At 33.2% G+C, this 21,201-nt stretch carries 18 protein-coding genes and 3 tRNA genes; 6 read left to right on the top strand and 15 right to left on the bottom strand.

All coding sequences use genetic code 11. From position 1 onward, the window contains the following. Window positions 1–3: 3 nt before the first annotated feature. The 4 genes from FN795_RS12235 to FN795_RS12220 form a co-directional block, all read right to left on the bottom strand. On the bottom strand, window positions 4–471 hold the full coding sequence (locus FN795_RS12235) for an RES family NAD+ phosphorylase (RefSeq protein WP_142450855.1): 468 nt from the start codon (window positions 469–471) through the stop codon (window positions 4–6). Then, complete coding sequence (gene parS, locus FN795_RS12230) at window positions 471–971, bottom strand: type II RES/Xre toxin-antitoxin system antitoxin (RefSeq protein WP_142450854.1); 501 nt, start codon at window positions 969–971, stop codon at window positions 471–473. The genes FN795_RS12235 and parS overlap by 1 nt, the downstream gene beginning before the upstream one ends. 89 nt (window positions 972–1,060) lie before the next feature. Further along, window positions 1,061–1,822 carry a C40 family peptidase gene (locus FN795_RS12225; RefSeq protein ID WP_035647004.1) on the bottom strand — a complete coding sequence of 254 codons (762 nt, stop codon included), beginning with the start codon at window positions 1,820–1,822 and terminating at the stop codon, window positions 1,061–1,063. 67 nt (window positions 1,823–1,889) lie between these two features. Then, window positions 1,890–3,068 carry an acetyl-CoA C-acyltransferase gene (locus FN795_RS12220; protein ID WP_142450853.1) on the bottom strand — a complete coding sequence of 393 codons (1,179 nt, stop codon included), beginning with the start codon at window positions 3,066–3,068 and terminating at the stop codon, window positions 1,890–1,892. 237 nt (window positions 3,069–3,305) lie between these two features. On the opposite strand from FN795_RS12220, the gene FN795_RS12215 reads away from it, so the two are divergent. From FN795_RS12215 to FN795_RS12205, 3 genes are all read left to right on the top strand, one after another. Then, a tRNA-Ser gene (locus tag FN795_RS12215) sits at window positions 3,306–3,389 on the top strand. A 15-nt stretch (window positions 3,390–3,404) separates the two neighbouring features. Then, window positions 3,405–3,479: transfer RNA gene (locus FN795_RS12210), tRNA-Pro, on the top strand. 34 nt (window positions 3,480–3,513) lie between these two features. Then, window positions 3,514–3,587: transfer RNA gene (locus tag FN795_RS12205), tRNA-Arg, on the top strand. Window positions 3,588–3,699: 112 nt separating this feature from the next. Here the strand turns inward: FN795_RS12205 and FN795_RS12200 are convergent. Both FN795_RS12200 and FN795_RS12195 read right to left on the bottom strand, forming a co-directional pair. Then, window positions 3,700–4,473 carry a ThuA domain-containing protein gene (locus FN795_RS12200; protein WP_142450852.1) on the bottom strand — a complete coding sequence of 258 codons (774 nt, stop codon included), beginning with the start codon at window positions 4,471–4,473 and terminating at the stop codon, window positions 3,700–3,702. A gap of 30 nt (window positions 4,474–4,503) precedes the next feature. Continuing rightward, on the bottom strand, window positions 4,504–6,264 hold the full coding sequence (locus tag FN795_RS12195) for a glycoside hydrolase family 9 protein (RefSeq protein WP_142450851.1): 1,761 nt from the start codon (window positions 6,262–6,264) through the stop codon (window positions 4,504–4,506). A 307-nt stretch (window positions 6,265–6,571) separates the two neighbouring features. Here FN795_RS12195 and FN795_RS12190 point away from each other — a divergent pair, with 307 nt between their 5' ends. After that, window positions 6,572–7,675 (top strand): fatty acid desaturase family protein, encoded by a 1,104-nt coding sequence (locus tag FN795_RS12190; protein WP_142450850.1) that lies wholly within the window; start codon window positions 6,572–6,574, stop codon window positions 7,673–7,675. A gap of 85 nt (window positions 7,676–7,760) precedes the next feature. Here FN795_RS12190 and FN795_RS12185 read toward each other — a convergent pair whose 3' ends face one another. Then, window positions 7,761–8,279, bottom strand: a complete 519-nt coding sequence (locus FN795_RS12185) for a hypothetical protein (RefSeq protein ID WP_142450849.1) — start codon at window positions 8,277–8,279, stop codon at window positions 7,761–7,763. Window positions 8,280–8,453: 174 nt separating this feature from the next. Here FN795_RS12185 and FN795_RS12180 point away from each other — a divergent pair, with 174 nt between their 5' ends. Beyond that, window positions 8,454–9,107: a M15 family metallopeptidase gene (locus FN795_RS12180; RefSeq protein ID WP_142450848.1), complete on the top strand. Its 654-nt coding sequence runs from the start codon at window positions 8,454–8,456 to the stop codon at window positions 9,105–9,107. On the opposite strand, the gene FN795_RS12175 is transcribed toward FN795_RS12180, so the two are convergent. The 8 genes from FN795_RS12175 to tsaD form a co-directional block, all read right to left on the bottom strand. After that, window positions 9,108–9,671: a hypothetical protein gene (locus tag FN795_RS12175; RefSeq protein WP_035646991.1), complete on the bottom strand. Its 564-nt coding sequence runs from the start codon at window positions 9,669–9,671 to the stop codon at window positions 9,108–9,110. Window positions 9,672–9,674: 3 nt separating this feature from the next. Further along, entirely contained in the window at window positions 9,675–10,856 is a 1,182-nt protein-coding gene (locus tag FN795_RS12170) for a class I SAM-dependent methyltransferase (protein ID WP_142450847.1), read from the bottom strand. A gap of 2 nt (window positions 10,857–10,858) precedes the next feature. Then, complete coding sequence (locus FN795_RS12165) at window positions 10,859–11,950, bottom strand: AI-2E family transporter (protein WP_142450846.1); 1,092 nt, start codon at window positions 11,948–11,950, stop codon at window positions 10,859–10,861. A gap of 111 nt (window positions 11,951–12,061) precedes the next feature. Next, window positions 12,062–13,021: a zinc metalloprotease gene (locus FN795_RS12160; RefSeq protein WP_142450845.1), complete on the bottom strand. Its 960-nt coding sequence runs from the start codon at window positions 13,019–13,021 to the stop codon at window positions 12,062–12,064. A gap of 282 nt (window positions 13,022–13,303) precedes the next feature. Then, window positions 13,304–13,801 (bottom strand): TrmH family RNA methyltransferase, encoded by a 498-nt coding sequence (locus FN795_RS12155; RefSeq protein WP_142450844.1) that lies wholly within the window; start codon window positions 13,799–13,801, stop codon window positions 13,304–13,306. A 70-nt stretch (window positions 13,802–13,871) separates the two neighbouring features. Continuing rightward, complete coding sequence (locus tag FN795_RS12150; protein WP_142450843.1) at window positions 13,872–14,510, bottom strand: DUF4159 domain-containing protein; 639 nt, start codon at window positions 14,508–14,510, stop codon at window positions 13,872–13,874. A 143-nt stretch (window positions 14,511–14,653) separates the two neighbouring features. Further along, a complete protein-coding gene (locus FN795_RS12145) occupies window positions 14,654–15,367 on the bottom strand; it encodes a 16S rRNA (uracil(1498)-N(3))-methyltransferase (protein WP_142450842.1) in 714 nt (237 codons plus the stop codon). A 3-nt stretch (window positions 15,368–15,370) separates the two neighbouring features. Then, complete coding sequence (gene tsaD, locus FN795_RS12140; RefSeq protein ID WP_035646982.1) at window positions 15,371–16,393, bottom strand: tRNA (adenosine(37)-N6)-threonylcarbamoyltransferase complex transferase subunit TsaD; 1,023 nt, start codon at window positions 16,391–16,393, stop codon at window positions 15,371–15,373. A 194-nt stretch (window positions 16,394–16,587) separates the two neighbouring features. On the opposite strand from tsaD, the gene FN795_RS12135 reads away from it, so the two are divergent. Next, window positions 16,588–21,087 carry a translocation/assembly module TamB domain-containing protein gene (locus FN795_RS12135; protein ID WP_244289974.1) on the top strand — a complete coding sequence of 1,500 codons (4,500 nt, stop codon included), beginning with the start codon at window positions 16,588–16,590 and terminating at the stop codon, window positions 21,085–21,087. The last annotated feature ends 114 nt before the right edge of the window (window positions 21,088–21,201 follow it).

Raw genomic sequence — 21,201 nt, 5'->3', positions numbered from 1 at the left:
AATTTATTGTTTTATTCTCGAATCAAAAGTCATTTTTTTGGTATTTATGATTTTGATTTTTGAAGCATCTTCGTGATTTGGATTAATTAAATAATTAAATTCTTCTGGTACTACAGCGCTCGGAACTTTTAAAACTGCGGCGTCATTGTAATACACAAAATCATCGCCAATTGTCTGGGTAATTAGAGTTGGTGGCTTAGAATTCCATTCAGTTGGCAGATCATTTAAGTGTACTTCTTGTATTGTGATTTCATCAGGAATTTCAATTTCTACATAAAATCGATCCGTCGGTAAGTCTTCGCTTAAATCTAAATGTACTGACACTTCAAGTGTTGCAAGTGCTCTGCTATCGGCGGTATAGACGATGCGTGTATTAAGGCTGTTCCATCTGTAGCCTTCAGTCATTGATGCTCCAATTCCTGTTAATGTAGTATTTAAATGCTTTTCTCTTTCAATTCTAAATACAATCATTATGCTAAATTTCCGAATTCTAATCTGTTTAGGCTAAATTTTACTTCGTTGATTCCAGTAATAGTATCCAGCATATTTTCTGGAATATTGCCACCAATAGAAAGGTTTGGTTTTTTTAACCATCGCTGAAATTTTTCTTCTTCATCGTTGAAAACTTCTAAGCCATAATCGATTAATTCATTGATTAGAATGACTAATTCGCTGTCTCTGCTATCAAGCAAAAGATGTTCGCTTTTTTTCTTGTTGTAAGTAGTTTGCGGAATGCCTACAATAGCTAAAACTGATTTTACGGGATTGTTTAGTCTTCGGCTGATTTCTTCAATAGAATCATACGGGATGCCAGATCTGATAACTCCCACGCGTTCCATTTTAGTGCTCCAGCTATATTCTTTTCCACCAGAATACAAAGTCGATTTTCTAATAGATATCACTTTCCCAGAGGCATTCTGAATGCTTCTTTTTGTGTCGAACGGTTTTGTTTTTGATGCAACTTTTTTCATAACGCAACTAATTTGCTGTAAATATACAACAATTTTGTTGCTTTTATGGAAAGCTTGCTGAAAATATGTTTTTGATTTTAGAAGAAATACTAAATAATCTTTTTAATCACACGAAGCTTATGCGTATGTTTGTTTATTTCAGGATTATAAATTCCAGTGTGGTCTAAACGGTCAATGCGAACTTTTCCACTTGCGTGAATAATGTAATTATTTTCCATTATGATGCCGACATGTGTAATATTTCCTTCGTCATTATCAAAAAAGGCTAAATCTCCCGCTTCACTTTCTTCAATAAAGCTTAATGGGTCGCCTTCAAGTGCTTGTTGGGAAGCATCACGGTGAATTTTATATCCGTTTAATTTGTAGACCATTTGCGTAAAGCCAGAACAGTCAATACCAAAAGGTGTTTTTCCTCCCCATAAATAAGGCGCATTCAGATACATAAAAGCGGTGTTTATAATAGCGCTTTTTGGTTTGATGCCACTGGTTTTTGTGCCTTCAAAATCAAAATTTGAAGTATTGATTTCGCTATTATTTAAAAATGATAAAGAAGCTCCAAGCGGAATTGGAAGCAACAAATTATCTGGCGCAGTTATGTAATCAATTAAGTCAGCATTTAAAATTATAGCTTCTTTGCTCAACTGATTAAAATTGGCTTCAGAAATTACCTGATATTGTTTAGAATCGACCCAACCAATATAGTCGTCAAATTGAATTTTAATTTTAGCCCATTGATTCTGGCGTTCTAAAATTTCGATATGTTCGCCAAACAAAAGTTGTGTAACGATTTCACTTCTGTCACTTGGTTCAGATCGAACGGGTACTATAGCTAAATTGCAAATTCCGAACATTTAGGGTAATTTATAAGTTTAAAATTAGGAGCCATAAAGCTATAGCTCCTAATTTTTGTGATATTATTTAAGCTCTTTCGATAACAATTGCAGATGCACCTCCACCGCCGTTGCAAATTGCTGCAGCTCCGGTTTTTGCATTGTTTTGTTCTAAAACATTGATTAAAGTTACGATAATTCTGGCGCCTGAAGCTCCAAGAGGATGTCCTAATGAAACAGCTCCACCATTTACGTTTACTTTATCATTGTCAAGATTTAAGATTTTAGAATTGGCTAAACCAACTACAGAGAAAGCTTCGTTAAATTCGAAATAATCAACATCTGAAATTGAAATTCCTGCTTTGTCTAACGCTTTTGGTAATGCTTTCGCCGGACTTGTTGTAAACCATTTTGGTTCTTGTGCGGCGTCAGCGTAGCCTTTTATGTAGGCCAAAGGTTTTAATCCTAATGCATTTGCTTTTTCTTCAGACATTAAAATCAAAGCAGCAGCTCCGTCATTAATTGTTGAAGCATTTGCAGCAGTTACAGTTCCGTCTTTTGTAAAAACTGGAGCTAAAGATGGAATTTTATCTAATTTAACGTTAGTATATTCTTCGTCTTTTGAAAATATAATGGGTTCTCCACGTCTTTGTGGAACTTCAACAGGAACAACTTCATTGTCGAATTTTCCAGCATCCCAGGCTTTTGCACTTCTTTCGTAAGATTGAATTGCGAAAGCGTCTTGTTCTTCACGGCTGATGTTGTATTCAGTTGCACATAAATCAGCGCAAACTCCCATTGCGTTGTTATCGTAAGCATCTGTCAAACCATCTTTTTGCATTCCGTCAAGCATAGTTGCCGGGCCAAATTTATTTCCGGCACGCATTTGTACGTAATGAGGAATCAAACTCATGCTTTCCATTCCGCCGGCTACTACAATTTCAGCGTCTCCACAAGCAATTGATTGTGCAGCGAACATTACAGCTTTCATTCCAGAAGCACAAACTTTGTTTACTGTTGTTGCAGCAACTTCTTCAGACAAACCGGCAAAAAGTGCTGCCTGGCGTGCCGGAGCTTGTCCAACACCTGCCTGAATTACATTACCCATAAAAACTTCATCAACTAATTTTGGGTCTAGGTTAATTTTTTGAAGGGCTCCCTTTATAGCGGCAGCGCCCAATTTTGGTGCGGGTACGGTAGATAACCCTCCCATGAAACTTCCGATAGGTGTTCTAACGGCAGAAACGATAACAACTCTTTTGTTCATTTTCTGTTAATATTAGTTATCTAGCAAATTTACTCTTTATTTGAATAAATTCAAATTTTGTATGAAATAGGGTGATTTTAAATTTAAGATGAAATTTTTGTTAATTCTATTCGTTTGATTGTGAAGTGTTTTAGAAAAAAGATGAAAAAAACTTTAAAAAAAGCGCAAAAATAGTTGTGAGATATGGAATGTTGTCTTACATTTGCAACCGCAAAACAGAACACGTTTCTTGAGCTTGGAGAGGTGCCAGAGCGGTAATGGAGCAGATTGCTAATCTGTCGACGGGTAACCGTCGCCAGGGTTCGAGTCCCTGTCTCTCCGCTTAAATTTTGCCTTCGGGGTGTAGCGTAGCCCGGTTATCGCGCCTGCTTTGGGAGCAGGAGGCCGCAGGTTCGAATCCTGCCACCCCGACTAAAACTTTAAGCGATAAAGTTTTAAAATAAATGGTTCCATAGCTCAGCTGGATAGAGCAACGCACTTCTAATGCGTAGGTCGAAGGTTCGAATCCTTCTGGAATCACATCAAAAGCCACTCAATCGAGTGGCTTTTTTGTTTTTAATATTATTTATTTGATTCTTGCTTATAAGGCAGGTGGTTTTAAGTTAAAATTTTTCTCTGTTTGAAAAAAACTTCAGTTTTTATTAGCTGCCCAAAAAATAGAATTCCTAAGAAGAGTAGTGTAAGCTTCATTTTTAAATAATTCGGGTGAATGTCCCGTGAAAATATAAATATTTCGGGAAGCAAAATGATCGTTTGTCCAAATTACCGGATGATCGCCCATTTTTATTTTTGAATCAGGTTCGTAAGTTGATTCGTCAACCGAGGCTAAAACATGAACATTTTCGCGCGGACTTTTATCATAAATGTACCATTCTTCTTTATTTACAAAAAAATCAGATGGAATTCCTTTCATTACAGGATGAGATTTATCTTCAATATTCACTTTCGCATTAGCAAAATCCGGAATATAATTGACAAATTTTATACCTCCCATAAAATCAGAAAACCATTTCCACATTGGATATCCATCAAATTCTCCAAGCAAAGTTGCGTGATGCAAACCTATCCATCCACCTTTGCCGCTCGCCATATAATTTTGAAATGCTTTCATTGATTCTTCGCTCCAGGTATAAGGCGGATAATCAAGTTGAATAAAAACCTGATATTTGCTTAAAAGTGCCTCATTTATTGTTTTGGTATTTTCGATATAATCAATTGTAAAACTGCTATCAATTGCGAGTTTATTTAGCCATGGTTTTGCTGCTTTGGTAAATTCCAGATGATGCCCGCCGTTTTCATATAAAACCAAAGCTCTGAATTTTGATTTTTTTGATTTTTGCGCGAAACAATCCGCTTGAAAAAAACATATTGTTAGCAAAGCAATTATGATAAGTGACTTTTTCATTTGATTTTTAAAGTTGTTTTCAACATTATTTTATTTATTAACGGTGGCGGTTATTGCTTGTAGAAACCATGCTGAGTGTGGAATCCATTGTTCGGTCCAGCGCCATTCATCATTTCCGTCAACATCCATTTTAAAATCTATTCCTGATCCATCGCCATTTCCTTCTTTTCCGGTAATGCCATTTGAGATTCCGCCTTTTTCTGAGCCGTGCCCATAATTGGAGTGCATATAGGGAACATTCTTTTCTCCAAATTGATATAAAAAGCATACAGAATAAGGATTACAACCTAAAATCCACGATAATTGCTGAGATGCATACAAATCAAGTGATTTTTTTGTGGCATCATTTTTTTGAAGAGATATAGCTTTTCCACCTTCAGTAGCAGCTGTCGCAAGCGATGCTAATCGGGCATTTTCGCCTTGCCACCACCAGCCAGTTTCATTTTCATGCGGAATGAAAAAACCGTCTTTTATTTTGTCATTAAATAGAAAACTCTGTCTGGCATAACCAAATGGATTGCTTACATTATTAGTCACGGCCAAATTATAATTTAAAGCTTTTTTTATCACTTCTTTTGCTTTAATTTTTTCATTCTCATCGCTTTCCTTTTTTAAATAGCGAGTTAAAGCTACAATTGGCAAACCTGCATCTGCAGCATGCCAAAATGGACGATTGCCATCATTGCTTCTAAACCAGCCTTGATCTGTCATTCGGTTTTCTAATTTATGAGCCCATTTTCTGGCTTCTTCTTTATAGAAATTCTCATTCGTGGCAATCCATAACTCTGTTGCGCCCATTAATGCACAATAATCATCGATGATGTTTTCTTTTCCGTCATCGTCATATTTTGTGTTATTGATTAAAAGATGAGCATAAGCGCGTTTTGCTCCGTCGAGATATTGTTTTGAAGTGAAATCTCCATTTTTTTTCCACTGCGAAATTCGGGCGAGTGATGCGATAGCCATTCCAGCGCCTTCACGAAAAGCGGACTGATATTCATCTGTAGTTACGCTATTGGCTTTAAGCCCGACAATTCTTCTGGCTGCAGGATTTTTGTCAAAATAGCTGAAAACAATCATGTAGAAATAATCTTCGTCAGATAAGCAACGCATCATGTAATCAGCGCCCCAAATGGCTTCATTGTCTAATGAATCTTTTATTTTCCATTGAATGAGTTCTTTTGAAATTTCTTCTGATGTATTGATGAGCGACCACGTTACCAATGGTGTTTGTTGTGGCGAAACAAAATTAGCATAAGCCAAATGCGAAAAATATTTGCTTACATCACCAGATGCATCACACCATCCGCCATGAACATCGACTTTTTTTGTGCTTCCAAATAGCAGCATATTTTTGTCGGCTTCAAGTTCTTCGGGAGTATTGGCTCTTTGTTTGTTGTAATAATGTACGATTGATGAAATGGTTCTTTTTGCCAAGATATTTTCTTCAATTGAAAAGCTGGCCGAGTTGTAGATTTGATCCGCAATTTTTATGGTGATTTTATAATTTCCGGGCTTTTTGAAAGACGAAAAATCAGCTTTGTAGTAGGATTTATCAAGCATCCAGTCTTCAATATTTTCTGCTTTTCCAATTGTCGATGTGAAAACTGTTTTTTGACTTTTTGTATCAATAATATCAAAAGTTGTATTTGAAAAGTTTCCATTGAAACCGATAATGGCCACTTTTGGGCTTTCTGGGTCAAATCCAACCTGATTTACATAGATAATAGGGCCGCTATACGCCATAACAGAAAAAAGCAAAGTGATAACGATGTATTTTAATTTCAGCATAATTGAAAGGTTTAAAAAGGTATTGAAGAAGCAAAATACGAAAAAGTGAAATTTAATAGCGTCTTTATAAATTCAGTAATTAATAGATGAATAACAAGCTGTGGTAAGTATTTGCTGTATTTGCAAGGAAATGGAAATAAAAAATGATGTGTTTTTGTTGTGCTATTTATGAGTACTTCTGTATTTTTCTATACTTTTTCCAATGTTAAGTTTTTCTTACTTTTTTCAATCTGTAAAGCTTTGTTTTACCGTGTTTTAACTTTTTTTTATTAAATTTGGTATGACAATTTCAGCAAAATCAAATCTTATGGAAAAATTAAAACGCCCAGTTTATGTCAAAGCGGGTAATGATGATTTTTTTAAAAAGCTGCGCTCGGAAGTGAACGAAACTGTTTTACAAAATTCATCATTGTATCGTTTAAACATTATTAAGTCTGTCGGACTTGTATTTCTTTTCTTTTTATTTTACGCTTGTATTTTGTTGTTCGGGAATAGAACACCGTTATTATTTCTCTTTTATATTTTGTGCGGTTTCACTATGATCGTACTTTTTATAAATGCCTTTCATGATGCTGCGCACGGAGCACTTTTCAAGAAACAAATGCATAATGAGCGTTTCATGTATATTTTGGAACTTTTTGGAAGTAATCACTGGCTGTGGACACGTCGCCATATTAATCTTCATCATGCTTATCCAAATGTCCCAGATTGGGATATTGATATCAAACAAAGCGATATCATTAGGATTTTTCCAAACAGTCCATTGTTTAATTATCACAAATACCAGCATATTTATATGTGGTTTATTTATCCACTTTATAGTCTGAATTGGATTTATATTCGTGATTTTAAAGATTTCTTTGGAACAAAAAATAATTATGTAAAGAAAGTAGTTGAGAAGATTCCAACACGTGAAATCTATCGATTATTTGCCGCAAAAATCATAAATCTGATTTACATGCTTTTCATTCCGATGTTTCTCTTAAATCAGCCTTGGTATATAGTTTTAGGAGGTTGGTTTGCCATGCATTTATGCGGAAGTGCTCTAGGGGTTGTGGCACTTGTATCAACGCATGTTGACGAAGATGCACATTTTCCGGGAACTGACGAAGAAGGAAATCTTTCGGCGACTTGGGCCATGCACCAAATGATTGTAACCAAAGATTTTAGTACAAATAGTAAATTGGCTAATTTTTTATACGGAGGTTTTACGCACCATGTAGCGCATCATCTTTTTCCTGCTGTTGCACATACGTATTATCCTTATATCACGCCAATAATAATGCGTTATGCAGCCGAATATGATTTGCCTTATACTTCATATCCATTTTATCATGCCGTTCGGTCACATTTCAGAATGCTTAGAGATAAAGGCATTCAGGAAAATATTCTGATGACTGGGGAGATCTAGTAATCGAAAGTCAAAAGTCGAAAGTTCAAATAAAAATAGCGGTTTTAAGCCGCTATTTTTATTTGAAAAAATTGTAATTACTTTTTTACTGAATTTTAGAATTGCTTTTTTTGATATTTAAATCATGCAATAAAGAATCTTTTAAAACAATTCTGAAATTATCTTCGGCAAAAATGTTCAGTTTTGACTCGCTGAATTTGTACACATTTAATTTGTTGTTTTTTATATCTATGTATAAATCATATGAGTAAGTATTGCAATCATGTTGTTTGCATCCGCTGGCATGTAAAATTTCGCCTTCTTTTGTAAATGGAGTTTCCGTATTCCAGTATTTCACCATTTGATCATAATCAGTGCCTAAAAGCGTTTTTAATCTTGGAGTTAAACTGCTTTGCGCTAATAAATGAGTGCCAATAACGCTTTTTCCAACCAAATTATTCAGTGTATCAATCGGATTAATTACCACCGAATCTGCTTTCAAAGCTTCAGTTCTTATTGAGGTCGAGTCGGTTGTTGGAACATTTTTGATGCTTTCTTTTTTACATGATACTATTGTAAAACAAGTCAATGCAGTTATAAATAAATATTTTGTTCTTTTTTTCATAGTATAACTTTTTAAAATAACTAATTGATTTATAATGGCTTGTTTCGCTAATTTAATAAAAAAATCTCAAATTATTATTTTAAAAGAAGCACCAAATGGATTTTTAAAATTGTAAAATATTAAACCATAGATTGCGTTTTTTTGTTTAATTTCAATTTTTAAATCCTATAAATTATGTCACAGTTTCTAAAATCTTTCTTTTTTACCGGTTTTCTTTTTTGGAATATTTCGTCAAATGCTCAAAATGAAATGTATTCAAGTCCTGTAAAACATGAAATTTCAGATACTACTTTTGTTAATTTAAAAGATTTTAGCAAAGATTTTGTCTACGACATGAAGTATGCAACAGAGGATAATTTTTTGAAAGCAAAAGTGTATGATTGTGCTGAATGTGTTTTGCGAATGAAAACGGTTCAGGCATTAATTGCGGCTAATAATGATTTTAAGAAGAAAGGTTTCAAAATCAAACTTTACGACTGTTACAGACCTTTATCAATTCAAAAAAGAATGTGGGAAATTGTTTCGAATCCAAAGTATGTGGCTGATCCAAAAAAAGGCTCCATCCATAATAGAGGAGGAGCCGTTGATATTTCAATAGTTGATTCTAATGGGAAAGAAGTCGATATGGGAACTCCTTTTGATTTTTTTGGAATCGAAGCCAGTCATAATTATGAGAATCTTTCAAAAGAAATAAAATCAAACCGAAAGTTTCTGAAAAAGATAATGACCAAAAATGGATTCAATTCTTTTGATTCAGAATGGTGGCATTATAATTTAAAAGCGGGTTTAAAAGATAAGGTTTCGGATCAAAATTGGAAATGCGAATAATTATTCAACGCATCGAATGTTCTGAATGAAATAAGTATCAGGATTATATACTTTTTTATTCATTTCAGATGTTATTTCGCTTTTTACAATATAATCTTCCGTATCGGTTAAATATTTAATTCGCATCATGGTTACTGGCGATTTTTTTAGTTCTTCGTAATTATCTTTCATGAACATAAAAATCCCTGTATTTACTCGGTTATCAAATCCGTTGTCGTGAATAAGTGTCCCGCAATTTTCCTGATTGATGTGCATTAAGCTAACAACTTTGCCGTTTTGAAGTTGCAAAAATACACGTGAGTTTTTGTCAAAACAGTTTGCCTTAATGAAATCCTTGCTTTTTTGAATAAGCTGTAAGTTAAGTGTTGGTAATCCATCGGTTTGCGCCAGTGAAAAGAAAACATAACTAGAGCTTCCTCCAAAGTTTTTCTCACTTATAAGATATTCATTTGTTACTTTATACGACCCGATAGAGTCGTTTACATTTACACTGTATTCACATGGTTTTTGTGCAAATGCAGTAAAGGTTAATAAAAAAAGAGTTAGTGTAATTAGTTGTTTCATTGCTTAGATTATTTTGGTGCAAATTAAAACTATTTTGTTATCTTTTACATCAGTTGTAAAAAAACAATACAAATTGCCGCCATTTTTTATTTTCCATTTTTTTCGGATGTTTTCGACTGTTTCAGGAAAATTACGAGTTGTAATGTTTGCTTGCTGATTTGCCAGCTCGGTTTTCATTTCATTTTTGCTATACGGAATCACTTTTTGGATTTCAAAAGTTCTTCCTGGAAAATCAATTAATTCTTCCGAAGTATACAAATGGGAATGCTTATGAAGTTTGTTTATTTTAAAAAACGAACTAACTTCATCAAATCCACCCGATTTCATTATAGATGAATTTGGTTCGAACAAATATTTTTGAGGCAAATGATAAGACGGAAATTCAGTTTCATTGCCTAAAATGAATTCAAATGTTTCCGTTTTATCTTTTAGAATGTTGGCGGTTTTGATTGTAATATCTCCTGTGAAATTTTTATGAATTTCAAAAAGCAATTCTTTTACTTCGTTTTCAAGCGCGATTATATGAATGTTTTTGACAAATTTTAATTCAGATAAGCCTGCTGAAATGTCCAGTAAAGGCGCTGTTTTTATTAAAATAGAATCTGTTTTTTCGAAATAAAAATCCAATGATTCAGGAACATTCGGTAAGCAATCTTTCAACATAAAAACTTTGCCTTTTGCATCATTTCTTCGGGAAGGATCAATATAAATCCAATCCCATTTTTGGTCGGATTCTTTTAAAATATTGGTAGAATCACCTGCATGACAAGTCAGGTTTTTTACTTGTAACTGTTCTACATTATGTTTTACAATTGCAGATAAATCTGAATTGATTTCACAATGTGTTACAGATTTAAATTTTTGTGAGAAATAATAATCATCTACGCCAAAACCTCCCGTAAGATCAATTAAAGTTTTTCCTGAAATTAAAGATGCTTTATACTCGGCTGTTTTTTCAGAAGAAGTTTGTTCAACTGAAATTTTGCTCGGAAAAATTATATTTTCTGTTTTAAACCAGGTTGGCAGTTTTTCTTTAGCTTTTGTTTTAGCTTCAATTTGATTTAAAATCAAAATCCAGTCGGCTTCAGGAAAAGGATTTTTTTGAAGCGCCAGTTTCGAAATTGAAGCACCAATATTTTGAGATATAAAATCTTGAATGTCTTGGTGCAAAATAATTGTGTTCAAAGCTAAATTCTTTCAGTTAATACGGAGACGATTTTATTGTTCGGGAAAAATTCTTTTAAAATAACTTTCAGCATGGTATAAACCGGAATTGCGATAATCATTCCGACAATTCCAAACGTAATACCACTTATTAGAGTAATCAAGAATATTTCAAGCGGGTGCGAATTTACACTTTTTGATGAAATTATTGGTTGGCTGATATTATTATCAATCGCCTGAACCAATAAGAACCCAATTACGACATAAATTGTTGTAGGAAGTATTTCTGACTGAAAATCTTTTCCAATCAAACTAATCATCGTTAATATTGCCGCTAATACAGTTCCTATAATTGGTCCGATGTACGGAATCACATTCAGAATGGCACATAAAAAGGCAATTACAAAAGCATTTTTGTTTCCAAAAATAACGAGAACAATAATGTACAAAATAAAAACTACAGTCAATTGCAATAACAAGCCAATGAAATAGCGTGTCAGTAAATGATTTATTTTGGTTATTGAATTCAAGATTTTGTCTTCATTTGTATCTGGAAGAATTTTTCTGGCCTGACTTTTAAAAGTTTCCTGATCTTTGATGAAGAAAAAAGTGATGAAGAAAACAGAAACTAATCCCATTCCCATATCAGCCATAAAGCTCATAATTGAGTTTATAAAGCTCGTAAAATAGTTAAAATCTAATGCCGAAGTTATCTTCGAATCATTAAGCATTTTGTTTAAATCAACATGTTGAATGTTGAAGTAAGTCTCTAAACTTTGTTCTGTTTCTACAAATTGTGACTGAAGATGGTTCGTATCTAAAAGTGACAAATTATTTGCCTGTGAAATAATTAAAGGAACAAATAAAAGAATAAAACCAACCATCAATAATATAAAAAGAATAATGGTTGTAGTTGCCGCTAATGAATTGCTGAACTTTAGCTTATTTTTTAAAAACTGTACTAACGGATTTGCTATCAAACATAAAATTAGAGAAATACAGAGATAAACGATTACAGTTTGTATCTCGTATAAAAAGTATAAAACAGCACTAATTACAAGAATAGTTGCTAATGCTCTTAAAATTCCGTTAGAAATGATTTTTGATGTTATCATATTTAGGTTTTAGACCATAAATATAGGAAAAAGCTTTTAAAATTTTAAGGCAAAAAAAAGCGAGATCGTTAAATCTCGCTTTTAAAACATTGACTTGGTTTTATAATGTTTTTATTGTGCAAAAGCTGCTCTTGGTCCGCCAGTAGCAAATATTGCCATCATTCTGCTTTTTTGACCTGTAGAGAACATATACATTGCATTATCATCAACATAATCCATGTAATTCATAGTCATTTCAACTGGAGTTCCAGAGCAAGTACTATAATGAGGATAAGCTGGTACACCATAATTTGCATCGTTGTGAGTTGGAGTATCAGATACTAAATCGCTTCCGCAAGTTGCATCTCCCCAAATATGACGTAAATTCATCCAGTGACCTACTTCGTGAGTAGCAGTTCTTCCCAAATTAAAAGGAGCGTTTGCTGAACCTGATAATCCAAAGTAACGAGAATCAATTACAACTCCGTCTGTTGAAGATGCTCCACCAGGAAATTGCGCATAACCTAGAATTCCGCCGCCAATAGCGCAAGACCATAAGTTAAGTTTTGTAGTAGGAGATGTTGGTGCAATACCACCCTGAGCCGTTTTTTTCATGGCATCATTTGTTCCCCAAGATGTTTTGGTAGTCGATTTGCGGATAACCTGATCCAATACAAATGTGATTCCAATGTTAGCTTTAACTCCAGCAAACAAAGCAGGAACGCTATTGTAATCTGAGTTTAAAGCATTGAAATCTTTGTTTAAAACATCAATTTGCGTTTGGATTTGTGCATTAGAAATGTTTTGTGCAGTTGTTTTGTATAAAACGTTAACTACTACTGGAATTTCAATTTTGCCATTAACTAAACGGCCAGAAAAACCTTTAAGTAATTGTTCGTTTGTAAAAGCTTCAATTTGGTTCATTCTGATGGCCTGCATCGGATCTGCTTTCAATTGTGCTTCTAATACATCTTGCGATGCACAAGAACGACGTGCTGCAGCACTTGTTTCTGAATTAGCTGAATCAGTTTGGTCATTTTGACAAGCAAACAGCACTAACGCTGCAACTGCGGTAATAAAAACTTTTTTCATAATAGTTTGGATTTTTGTTATAAAAAATTACTTTTGGTTAATTATAACGCAATTTTATAACAAAAATGTATTGTAGAAAAATATTACAAAGATTATTTTGTGAGAAATTTTACAATCCCTTACAAATACTGATTCCTACAAAAATTTAACAAAAAATATTAATAAGTTTTTTCTTTCTTTTTAATTTTTTAAATGTATTTCGTCGTGATTATCTGTTGTTTATCGAGAAAAATAAACAATCAAATCATAGAAAAAAGATAGGATGTTTCAAAAAAGAATTTTTTATAAAGAAGTAATCTCATAGAGTGCAATACTTGCAGCTTGGACAACATTCATACTAGAGTTTTTTCCAAACATATTTATATGCACAATTTGATGCGAAATTTTTAAAAGCTCATCTGAAATTCCGTTTATTTCACTTCCAATTATAAGCGCAATTTTTTGATTTTCAGGAATAATGACTTCTTTAAGAGGTTTGCTGTTAGATGCGATTTCTAATGAAATAATTTCAAAATTATTTTCCGAAAGGAAGGAATGAAGTTCAGAAAACTCTTCAATAACCATATGTGGCACATGAAGATGTGTACTTCGTGAAGTTTTATTGATTTTACGAGGTGTCAGCGGAATATCTTTTCCAAAAAAGACAATATTTTCAACTCCAAAAGCTTCGCTTATTCTGAAAATAGAACCAATATTCTGCTGAAAATAAATATGATCGCAAATTAATGTTATTGGAAATGTCTTTCTTTCAAATTGATTTTCTTCGTGAGTAAGCTGCATTTTTTTTGTGAAAAGTGAAAAGTCTGGTTATTGTTGTTTTTTTATTTGATGAATTGCTAAGTACCAATCACTAATTGGTAAAAATATAATTGATAATGTTGGCGCCCATTTTCAAAGCTTTATCGCGAACATTTGCTGGATCATTGTGAACTTCCGGATCTTCCCAACCGTCACCTAAATCACATTCGTAGGTGTATAAAAGGACTAATTTGTTGTCGACAAAAATTCCAAATGCTTGTGCACGTGTGCCATCGTGTTCATGGATTTTCGGTAATCCATTCGGGAAAGGAAATGGTTTTTGAAAAATAGGATGATTGGCCGGAATTTCTAACAAATCATTATTTGGAAATATTTTTTTGATTTCTTTTCGAATATATTGATCCATTCCATAATTGTCATCAATATGCAGAAAACCACCTGAAGTCAGATAATTTCTCAGATTGGTTACATCAGAATCACTGAAAACAACATTTCCGTGTCCCGTCATATGCACAAAAGGATAGGACAGAAGATCAGGATTACTTGGTTCTACAGTTGAAGGTTTTGTCTTAATACGTGTGTTGATATTCGAATTGCAAAAACGAATTAAGTTAGGCAATGAAGTTGGATTTGCATACCAATCGCCGCCGCCACTGTATTTTAGCAAAGCGATTTCTTGCGAAAATGAGGAAACAGAAACCAATAAAAACAAAAAGAATATTTTTTTCATACAATTTTATATGTTTTTGTCATTTCGACGAAGGAGAAATCACACTAGAAATTCCTCATGCTATATCGCCAATCTTTGTAGAGTTACGAGTGTGATCTCTCCTTCGTCGAGATGACAAACTTAACGCTATTAGAACAATAATTTTAATTTGAAATTTCATTAAAAAAAACAACACTGTGGCAAGCTACAACTGCTGCTGTTTCAGTTCTTAAGCGTGTATTTCCTAGAGTAACCGGCTGAAAATTGTTTTCTAAAGCTAATGCGATTTCCTTTTCAGAGAAATCACCTTCCGGGCCAATTAATAATGTTATATTCTCATTTGGTTTAAGCGCTTCTTTCAGTGATCTTTTGTCGGTTTCTTCGCAATGCGCTATGAATTGCAAACCTGTATTTTTTTGTTTGATAAATTCTTTAAACGAAATTGCCGGATTTAATTTAGGTAAAAATGTTTCATTTGACTGTTTCATTGCTGATAGAATGATTTTTTCAAAACGTTCTGCATTTATTGCTTTTCTTTCGGAACGATCACAAAATATTGGCGTAATTTCTTGGATTCCAATTTCTGTGGCTTTTTCTAAAAACCATTCAAAACGATCATTCATTTTGGTTGGTGCAACAGCTAAATGCAAGTGAAATTTTGGTTCTGGAAATTTCTGAATTGATCGTACATCAACAATGCATTTATTATCTGAAGCCAAAGTGATTTCGGTTTCAAATAATATTCCCTGACCATTTGTAACATGTAGGATATCGGAATCTTTTTTACGTAAAACCTTTATTATATGGCGGCTTTCTTCTTTATCAAATGAAAAAGATTCGGTAGTTTCGTCTATATCAGGATTATAAAATAACTGCATAATTTAAAATTGAATTCGGGCTTTCGAAACTACAGATGCATCTTCAAAACGTTGTGATAAATATTTTTGATAACCCACAATTCCAATCATTGCGGCATTATCTGTGGTATATTCAAATTTCGGAATAAAAGTTTTCCAGCCATATTTGCCTTCTGCTTCTTTCAATGTCGTTCTGATTCCTGAATTTGCCGAAACTCCTCCGCCAATTGCAATTTGCTTAATTCCGGTTTCTTTTACAGCCAATTTCAATTTGTCCATTAAAATTTCGATAATCGTATGCTGAATCGAAGCACAAATATCATTCAGATTTTCTTCAATGAAATTTGGATTTTCCTGTTTATTTTTCTGGATAAAATATAAAATCGCCGTTTTTAGCCCAGAGAAACTAAAGTCTAATCCAGGAACTTTTGGTTTTGTAAAAGGAAAAGCTTTTGGGTTTCCTTCTTTAGCATATTTGTCGATCAAAGGTCCGCCAGGATAAGGGAGTCCAAGAATTTTGGCACTTTTATCAAAAGCTTCTCCAACTGCGTCATCAGTAGTTTCACCAATGATTTCCATATCAAAAAAGCTGTTTACTTTTACGATTTGTGTGTGTCCGCCGCTAATTGTTAGTGCTAAAAATGGAAATTCTGGCTTATCAAAGCCATCTTCATCAATAAAATGCGCTAAAATATGGGCATGCATATGATTCACGGCAATAAGCGGAACTTTTAATGCCAATGATAATGATTTACTGAAAGAACCTCCAACTAATAGCGATCCCATTAAGCCAGGTCCTTGCGTAAAAGCAATGGCGCTTAGCTGTTCTTTTTGTATATTTGCTTTGCGAAGCGCTGCATCAATTACCGGAACTATGTTCTGTTGATGAGCTCTTGAAGCCAATTCAGGAACAACACCACCATATTGGTTGTGAATTAGCTGGTTGGCAACAACATTTGAGAGTACTTTATCGTTATGTAAAACTGCAGCGGCAGTATCATCGCAGGAACTTTCAATGGCAAGAATAAAAACCTCTGAATTTTGCATATAAAGGCACAAATTTTGAATTATATTTGACAAATCAAATTTTTAATTTTCTTTGATTGTAAGGAGAAGCCAAAATTAAAGAATTTTTATCAAAAACAGCCGTTCTTTGTCTGTTCAAAATAAATTTAAAGTAAACTAAAATTAATACAGCTATCAAAAAAGTAAAGAAAATAGTATCCAGAACCCTAATTGGGTTGATTCTACTTTTGTTGGCAGTTGCTATCACATTGTCTTTGCCTGTCGTGCAAACAAAAATTGCAAGATACGCAACAGATTCTCTCCGGGAAGATTTTAAGGCTAATATCACTGTAGGAAGGGTGGCTATCAATATTTTTGGTGGTGTGAAATTAAAAGATGTTTTGATTTTAGACCATCATAAAAAAGTAATGATCGCTTCGGATATTATTACGACCGATATTTTGAGTTTCAAAAGATTGATGGATGGAGATTTGATTTTTGGTGATCTTCGTTTAACTGGTTTGATTTTTAATTTGAAAACATACAAAAACGAAGACGAAAATAATATCAACAAGTTTGTAAAATTGTTTGAAACCGGAAAGCCTTCAAAATCAAAAAAACATTTTTTGCTTACTGCGCGAAATGCATACATTTCAAATGGATTCTTTTCTGTTGTTGATGAAAATAAAAGAACGCCAAAATTTCTTGAGTTTACAAAGCTGAACGCTTATATCAGCGAATTCAAATTATATGGCCCAGATGTAAATACAAACATTCACAGGTTTTCATTTCAGGATCATCGCGGATTGTATGTTTCTAATTTTGCCGGGAAATTTAGTTATACCAAAAAACAGATTAGAGTTGAGAATCTGGCCATAAAAACTAAAAGATCTTCTATTTATGGCTACGCTATTTTAAATTATAAAGTTGAGGATTTTCTTCATTTTACGGATAAAGTTCGATTTGATGTTGCAATTGATTCTGCTTCTATTGCGTCAAATGATATTCGTTATTTCTATGATGGATTGGGAAGAAACCAACATTTTAAAGTCCGCACAAAATTAAACGGGCCTTTGAATAATTTAAATCTGCGCCGCTTGAGATTGAGCGATACCAATGGTTCGAGAATTGTCGGAAATATTAATTTCAAGAATCTTTTAGGTGATAAAATGCAAAAGTTCTCAATGGAAGGGAAGTTTGATAAACTGATTTCCAGTTATGATAATCTTGTTGTGTTGTTGCCAAATGTGCTTGGAAAAAAACTTCCAATAGAACTTAAGCGAATAGGAAAAGTCAATATTGTTGGTAAAGCAAAAGTTTCAACGACTGATTTGGAAGCCAAATTTAAAATGGTAACAGATTTAGGAAATGGTGAAGCTGATATTCATATGAATAATATGGACTTTATTGATAAAGCATCTTATTCGGGAAATATTATATTGGATAATTTTAATATTGGCGCATTTTTAGACAGAAAAGATATTGGTAAAACAACTTTAAATGTAGATGTTGATGGTGTTGGCTTTACCGAGAAATATTTGAATACGATTATAAAAGGTGATATTGCAAAATTAGATTACAATAAATACACCTATAATAATATAACGATTAATGGGAATTTTAAGTTGCCTTATTATAAAGGTGAAGTTACTGTAAATGATCCAAATCTGAATTTGACTTTTGACGGTTTAGTGGATTTGAGTAAACGAGAAAATAGATATGATTTTCATATTAATGTAGAAAATGCCGATTTGCGAAAATTGAGATTTGTGTCGGATTCTATTTCACATTTCAATGGAGATGCTGTTGTTCAGGTTTCTGGAAATTCGATAGAAAATCTACAAGGAAATATTTTCATCAAAGATGCAGTCTATAAAAATCCTAAAAACACATATGCTTTTGATGATGTAACAATCAATTCTAGTTTTGACACTGATAAATTGCGCACCATAACAGTTAATTCAACAGATGTTGTAAACGGAAAAATTGTTGGAAAATTCCGTTTTGATCAATTGGATAAATTGGTAATGAATTCAGTGGGAAGTTTGTATACCAATTATAAACCTTATAAAGTTCGAAAAGGACAATTCCTTCGTTTCAACTTCCATGTTTATGATAAAGTTGTCGAAATGCTTTATCCGGATGTGAATATTGATTCGTCTACAGTTGTTCGCGGTAAAATTGATGCAGATTTACAGGAATTTAAATTTAGATTTAAATCTCAGAAAATAACAGCAGCTAAAAACACATTTGATAATATCAGAATCAACATTGATAATAAAAACACACTTTATAATGCGTATGTTGAGTTAGATAGTATCAAAACGCCATATTATAAAATACGTGATTTCAATTTGATCAATGTAACAGCAAAAGATACATTATTTGTTCGTTCAGAGTTTAAGGGAGGTGATAAAGGTCAGGATTATTTCAATCTGGATTTGTTTCATACTATCGATAAAAACAAAAATAATATAGTAGGAATTAAAAAATCTGAAATGAAGTTCAAAGACTATATATGGTATTTGAATGAAGATGCAGAGAAGGATAATCAGATTATTATAGATCAATATTTTAAAAATTTCAATTTCAATAATATTGTCTTATCGCACGAAAATCAAAAGATTGATTTAAACGGAGTTATTAAAGGAACAGATTATAAAGATCTCGTCCTCAATTTTGAAGATGTTGATATAAATAAAATTACGCCATTTAATTCCAAGTTTGTCTTTAATGGAAATTTGAATGGAAGTGTAAATTATAAGCAGAACAAGAATGTTTATCAGCCGACAGCTTCGATCAAAATTGATCATCTTAATTTGAATAAAACTGAATTAGGAACGTTGAATTTTGATATTTCGGGAGATGAAAGCTTTAAAAAATTTACGATAAACTCTTCAATTCAGAATGGTTTTACCGAGTCGTTTAAAGCAAACGGAACTTTTGCGATTGAAAATAAAGAAACATTTTTAGATTTGAATCTAAAGCTCGAAGGATTTAATCTGGCGACTTTAGGAACGGTTGGTGTTGATGTTATTTCGAATGTGCGTGGTTCAGTTTCAGGAAATGCGGCTGTTGTTGGGAATCTTAAAAAACCGGAAATTAACGGAAGGTTGTATGTTGAAAAAGCAGGAATGACAATTCCGTATTTGAATACAGATTATGAATTGAGTGATCGTACTGTAATTGATTTGACAGACGAGAAATTCTTATTTAGAAATAATCAGCTTACCGATACGAAATACAAAACAAAAGGATTGCTGAATGGAACGATTGAACATCATAATTTTGGAGACTGGAAACTGGATTTAACCGTTACTTCAAAAAGATTATTAGCACTTGATACTAAAGATAGTGAAGATGCGGCGTACTTTGGAACTGCATTCATTAACGGAACTGCAAGTATAAAAGGACCAACAGAAGGTTTATTTATTAAAGTAGATGCCAAATCTGAAAAAGGAACAGAAATTAAAATTCCGATTAGCAATGCGCAAAGCGTTGCTGAAAGCAGCTGGATACATTTTGTAACGCCAAAAGAAAAGTACAATTTAGCGAATGGAATTGTCGAAAAAACAAGAAATTACAACGGACTGGAATTAGAATTTGATTTTGATATTACACCAGATGCCGAAGTTGAAGTAATCTTGGACAGAAATTCCGGCCACGGTATGAAAGGTAAAGGTTATGGATCTTTACTATTTAAAATTAATACACTCGGTAAGTTTAATATGTGGGGGGATTTCCAGGCATATGAAGGAACTTATAATTTTAAATACGGCGGTTTGATTGATAAAAAATTCGCTGTAAAAAAAGGAGGATCTATCATTTGGGAAGGAAACCCAATGAAAGCACAATTGAATCTGGAAGCCGTTTATAAAACATCTGCAAATCCAGCCGTATTATTAGAGAATTCGTCTTTCAATAAAAAAGTACCGGTTGAAGTTGTTATTGGATTAAGAGGAGATTTAACGAGTCCTGATCCTAATTTCGATATTCAGTTTCCATCTGTGAGCAGTGTTTTAAAATCGGAAATACAATATAAACTGGACGATAAAGACGTTCGTCAGACACAGGCTTTATATTTACTTTCGACAGGTTCGTTTATGAGTCCGGATGGATTTAATCAAAGTGATTTGTCTGGAACATTTGCAGAAACTGCAGCAAGTTTATTAGGTGGTATTATCAAATCTGATAATGATAAAGTAAATATTGACTTGAATTTTATTTCTGCTGATAAACGAATTGGTCAGGAAGCCGATGGCCAGTTTGTGGCTAATATATCATCGCAGATTAATGAAAAAATTTCCATCAATGGAAAAGTCGGAGTTCCGGTAGGAGGAGTCAATGAATCGGCTATTGTTGGAGATATTGAAATACTTTATCGAGTTAATGAAGATGGTTCAATGAATCTTAGGTTGTTTAACAAAGAAAACGACATTAATTATATAGGACAGGGAATTGGTTATACACAAGGTGTCGGTATTTCGTATGAAGTCGATTTTGATACTTTCAGTGAGTTGGTAAACAAGCTTTTTAAAAGCCATAAATTAGAGCGTACAATAAAAGGTTCTTCAGATGATGTTCAAGATTCGTATTTAAATCCAGATTACATCAATTTTACCAATAAAAAGGATGCGGATAAGAATAAAAAGAAACCTGAGAAAAAAGAAGAGGAGAAGAAACCTCCTCCCTTAAACAATAATCAAGGATTAATTCCTGATAACGATGATTTTTAAGATATTGTTAAAAAAAGCCATTATTCTCGTAATGGTTTTTTTTATGCTTAAATTTAAAGATTTAAACATTTTTTTTCAAATGAAGTCACTTCGCAATTTTATAACACTTCATTT

Origin of the sequence: Flavobacterium resistens (genome assembly GCF_900182645.1) — a bacterium.
GTDB lineage: Bacteria > Bacteroidota > Bacteroidia > Flavobacteriales > Flavobacteriaceae > Flavobacterium > Flavobacterium resistens.
Note: the sequence above shows the minus strand (reverse complement) of the source record. Positions and strands in the feature narration are given on the sequence as shown.

Bases quoted from the DNA above. Each gene is read 5' to 3' on its own strand.
- FN795_RS12235 (WP_142450855.1), bottom strand. From the start codon at position 471: ATGATTGTATTTAGAATTGAAAGAGAAAAGCATTTAAATACTACATTA.
- parS (WP_142450854.1), bottom strand. From the start codon at position 971: ATGAAAAAAGTTGCATCAAAAACAAAACCGTTCGACACAAAAAGAAGC.
- FN795_RS12225 (WP_035647004.1), bottom strand. From the start codon at position 1,822: ATGTTCGGAATTTGCAATTTAGCTATAGTACCCGTTCGATCTGAACCA.
- FN795_RS12220 (WP_142450853.1), bottom strand. From the start codon at position 3,068: ATGAACAAAAGAGTTGTTATCGTTTCTGCCGTTAGAACACCTATCGGA.
- FN795_RS12200 (WP_142450852.1), bottom strand. From the start codon at position 4,473: ATGAAAAAGTCACTTATCATAATTGCTTTGCTAACAATATGTTTTTTT.
- FN795_RS12195 (WP_142450851.1), bottom strand. From the start codon at position 6,264: ATGCTGAAATTAAAATACATCGTTATCACTTTGCTTTTTTCTGTTATG.
- FN795_RS12190 (WP_142450850.1), top strand. From the start codon at position 6,572: ATGGAAAAATTAAAACGCCCAGTTTATGTCAAAGCGGGTAATGATGAT.
- FN795_RS12185 (WP_142450849.1), bottom strand. From the start codon at position 8,279: ATGAAAAAAAGAACAAAATATTTATTTATAACTGCATTGACTTGTTTT.
- FN795_RS12180 (WP_142450848.1), top strand. From the start codon at position 8,454: ATGTCACAGTTTCTAAAATCTTTCTTTTTTACCGGTTTTCTTTTTTGG.
- FN795_RS12175 (WP_035646991.1), bottom strand. From the start codon at position 9,671: ATGAAACAACTAATTACACTAACTCTTTTTTTATTAACCTTTACTGCA.
- FN795_RS12165 (WP_142450846.1), bottom strand. From the start codon at position 11,950: ATGATAACATCAAAAATCATTTCTAACGGAATTTTAAGAGCATTAGCA.
- FN795_RS12160 (WP_142450845.1), bottom strand. From the start codon at position 13,021: ATGAAAAAAGTTTTTATTACCGCAGTTGCAGCGTTAGTGCTGTTTGCT.
- FN795_RS12155 (WP_142450844.1), bottom strand. From the start codon at position 13,801: ATGCAGCTTACTCACGAAGAAAATCAATTTGAAAGAAAGACATTTCCA.
- FN795_RS12150 (WP_142450843.1), bottom strand. From the start codon at position 14,510: ATGAAAAAAATATTCTTTTTGTTTTTATTGGTTTCTGTTTCCTCATTT.
- FN795_RS12145 (WP_142450842.1), bottom strand. From the start codon at position 15,367: ATGCAGTTATTTTATAATCCTGATATAGACGAAACTACCGAATCTTTT.
- tsaD (WP_035646982.1), bottom strand. From the start codon at position 16,393: ATGCAAAATTCAGAGGTTTTTATTCTTGCCATTGAAAGTTCCTGCGAT.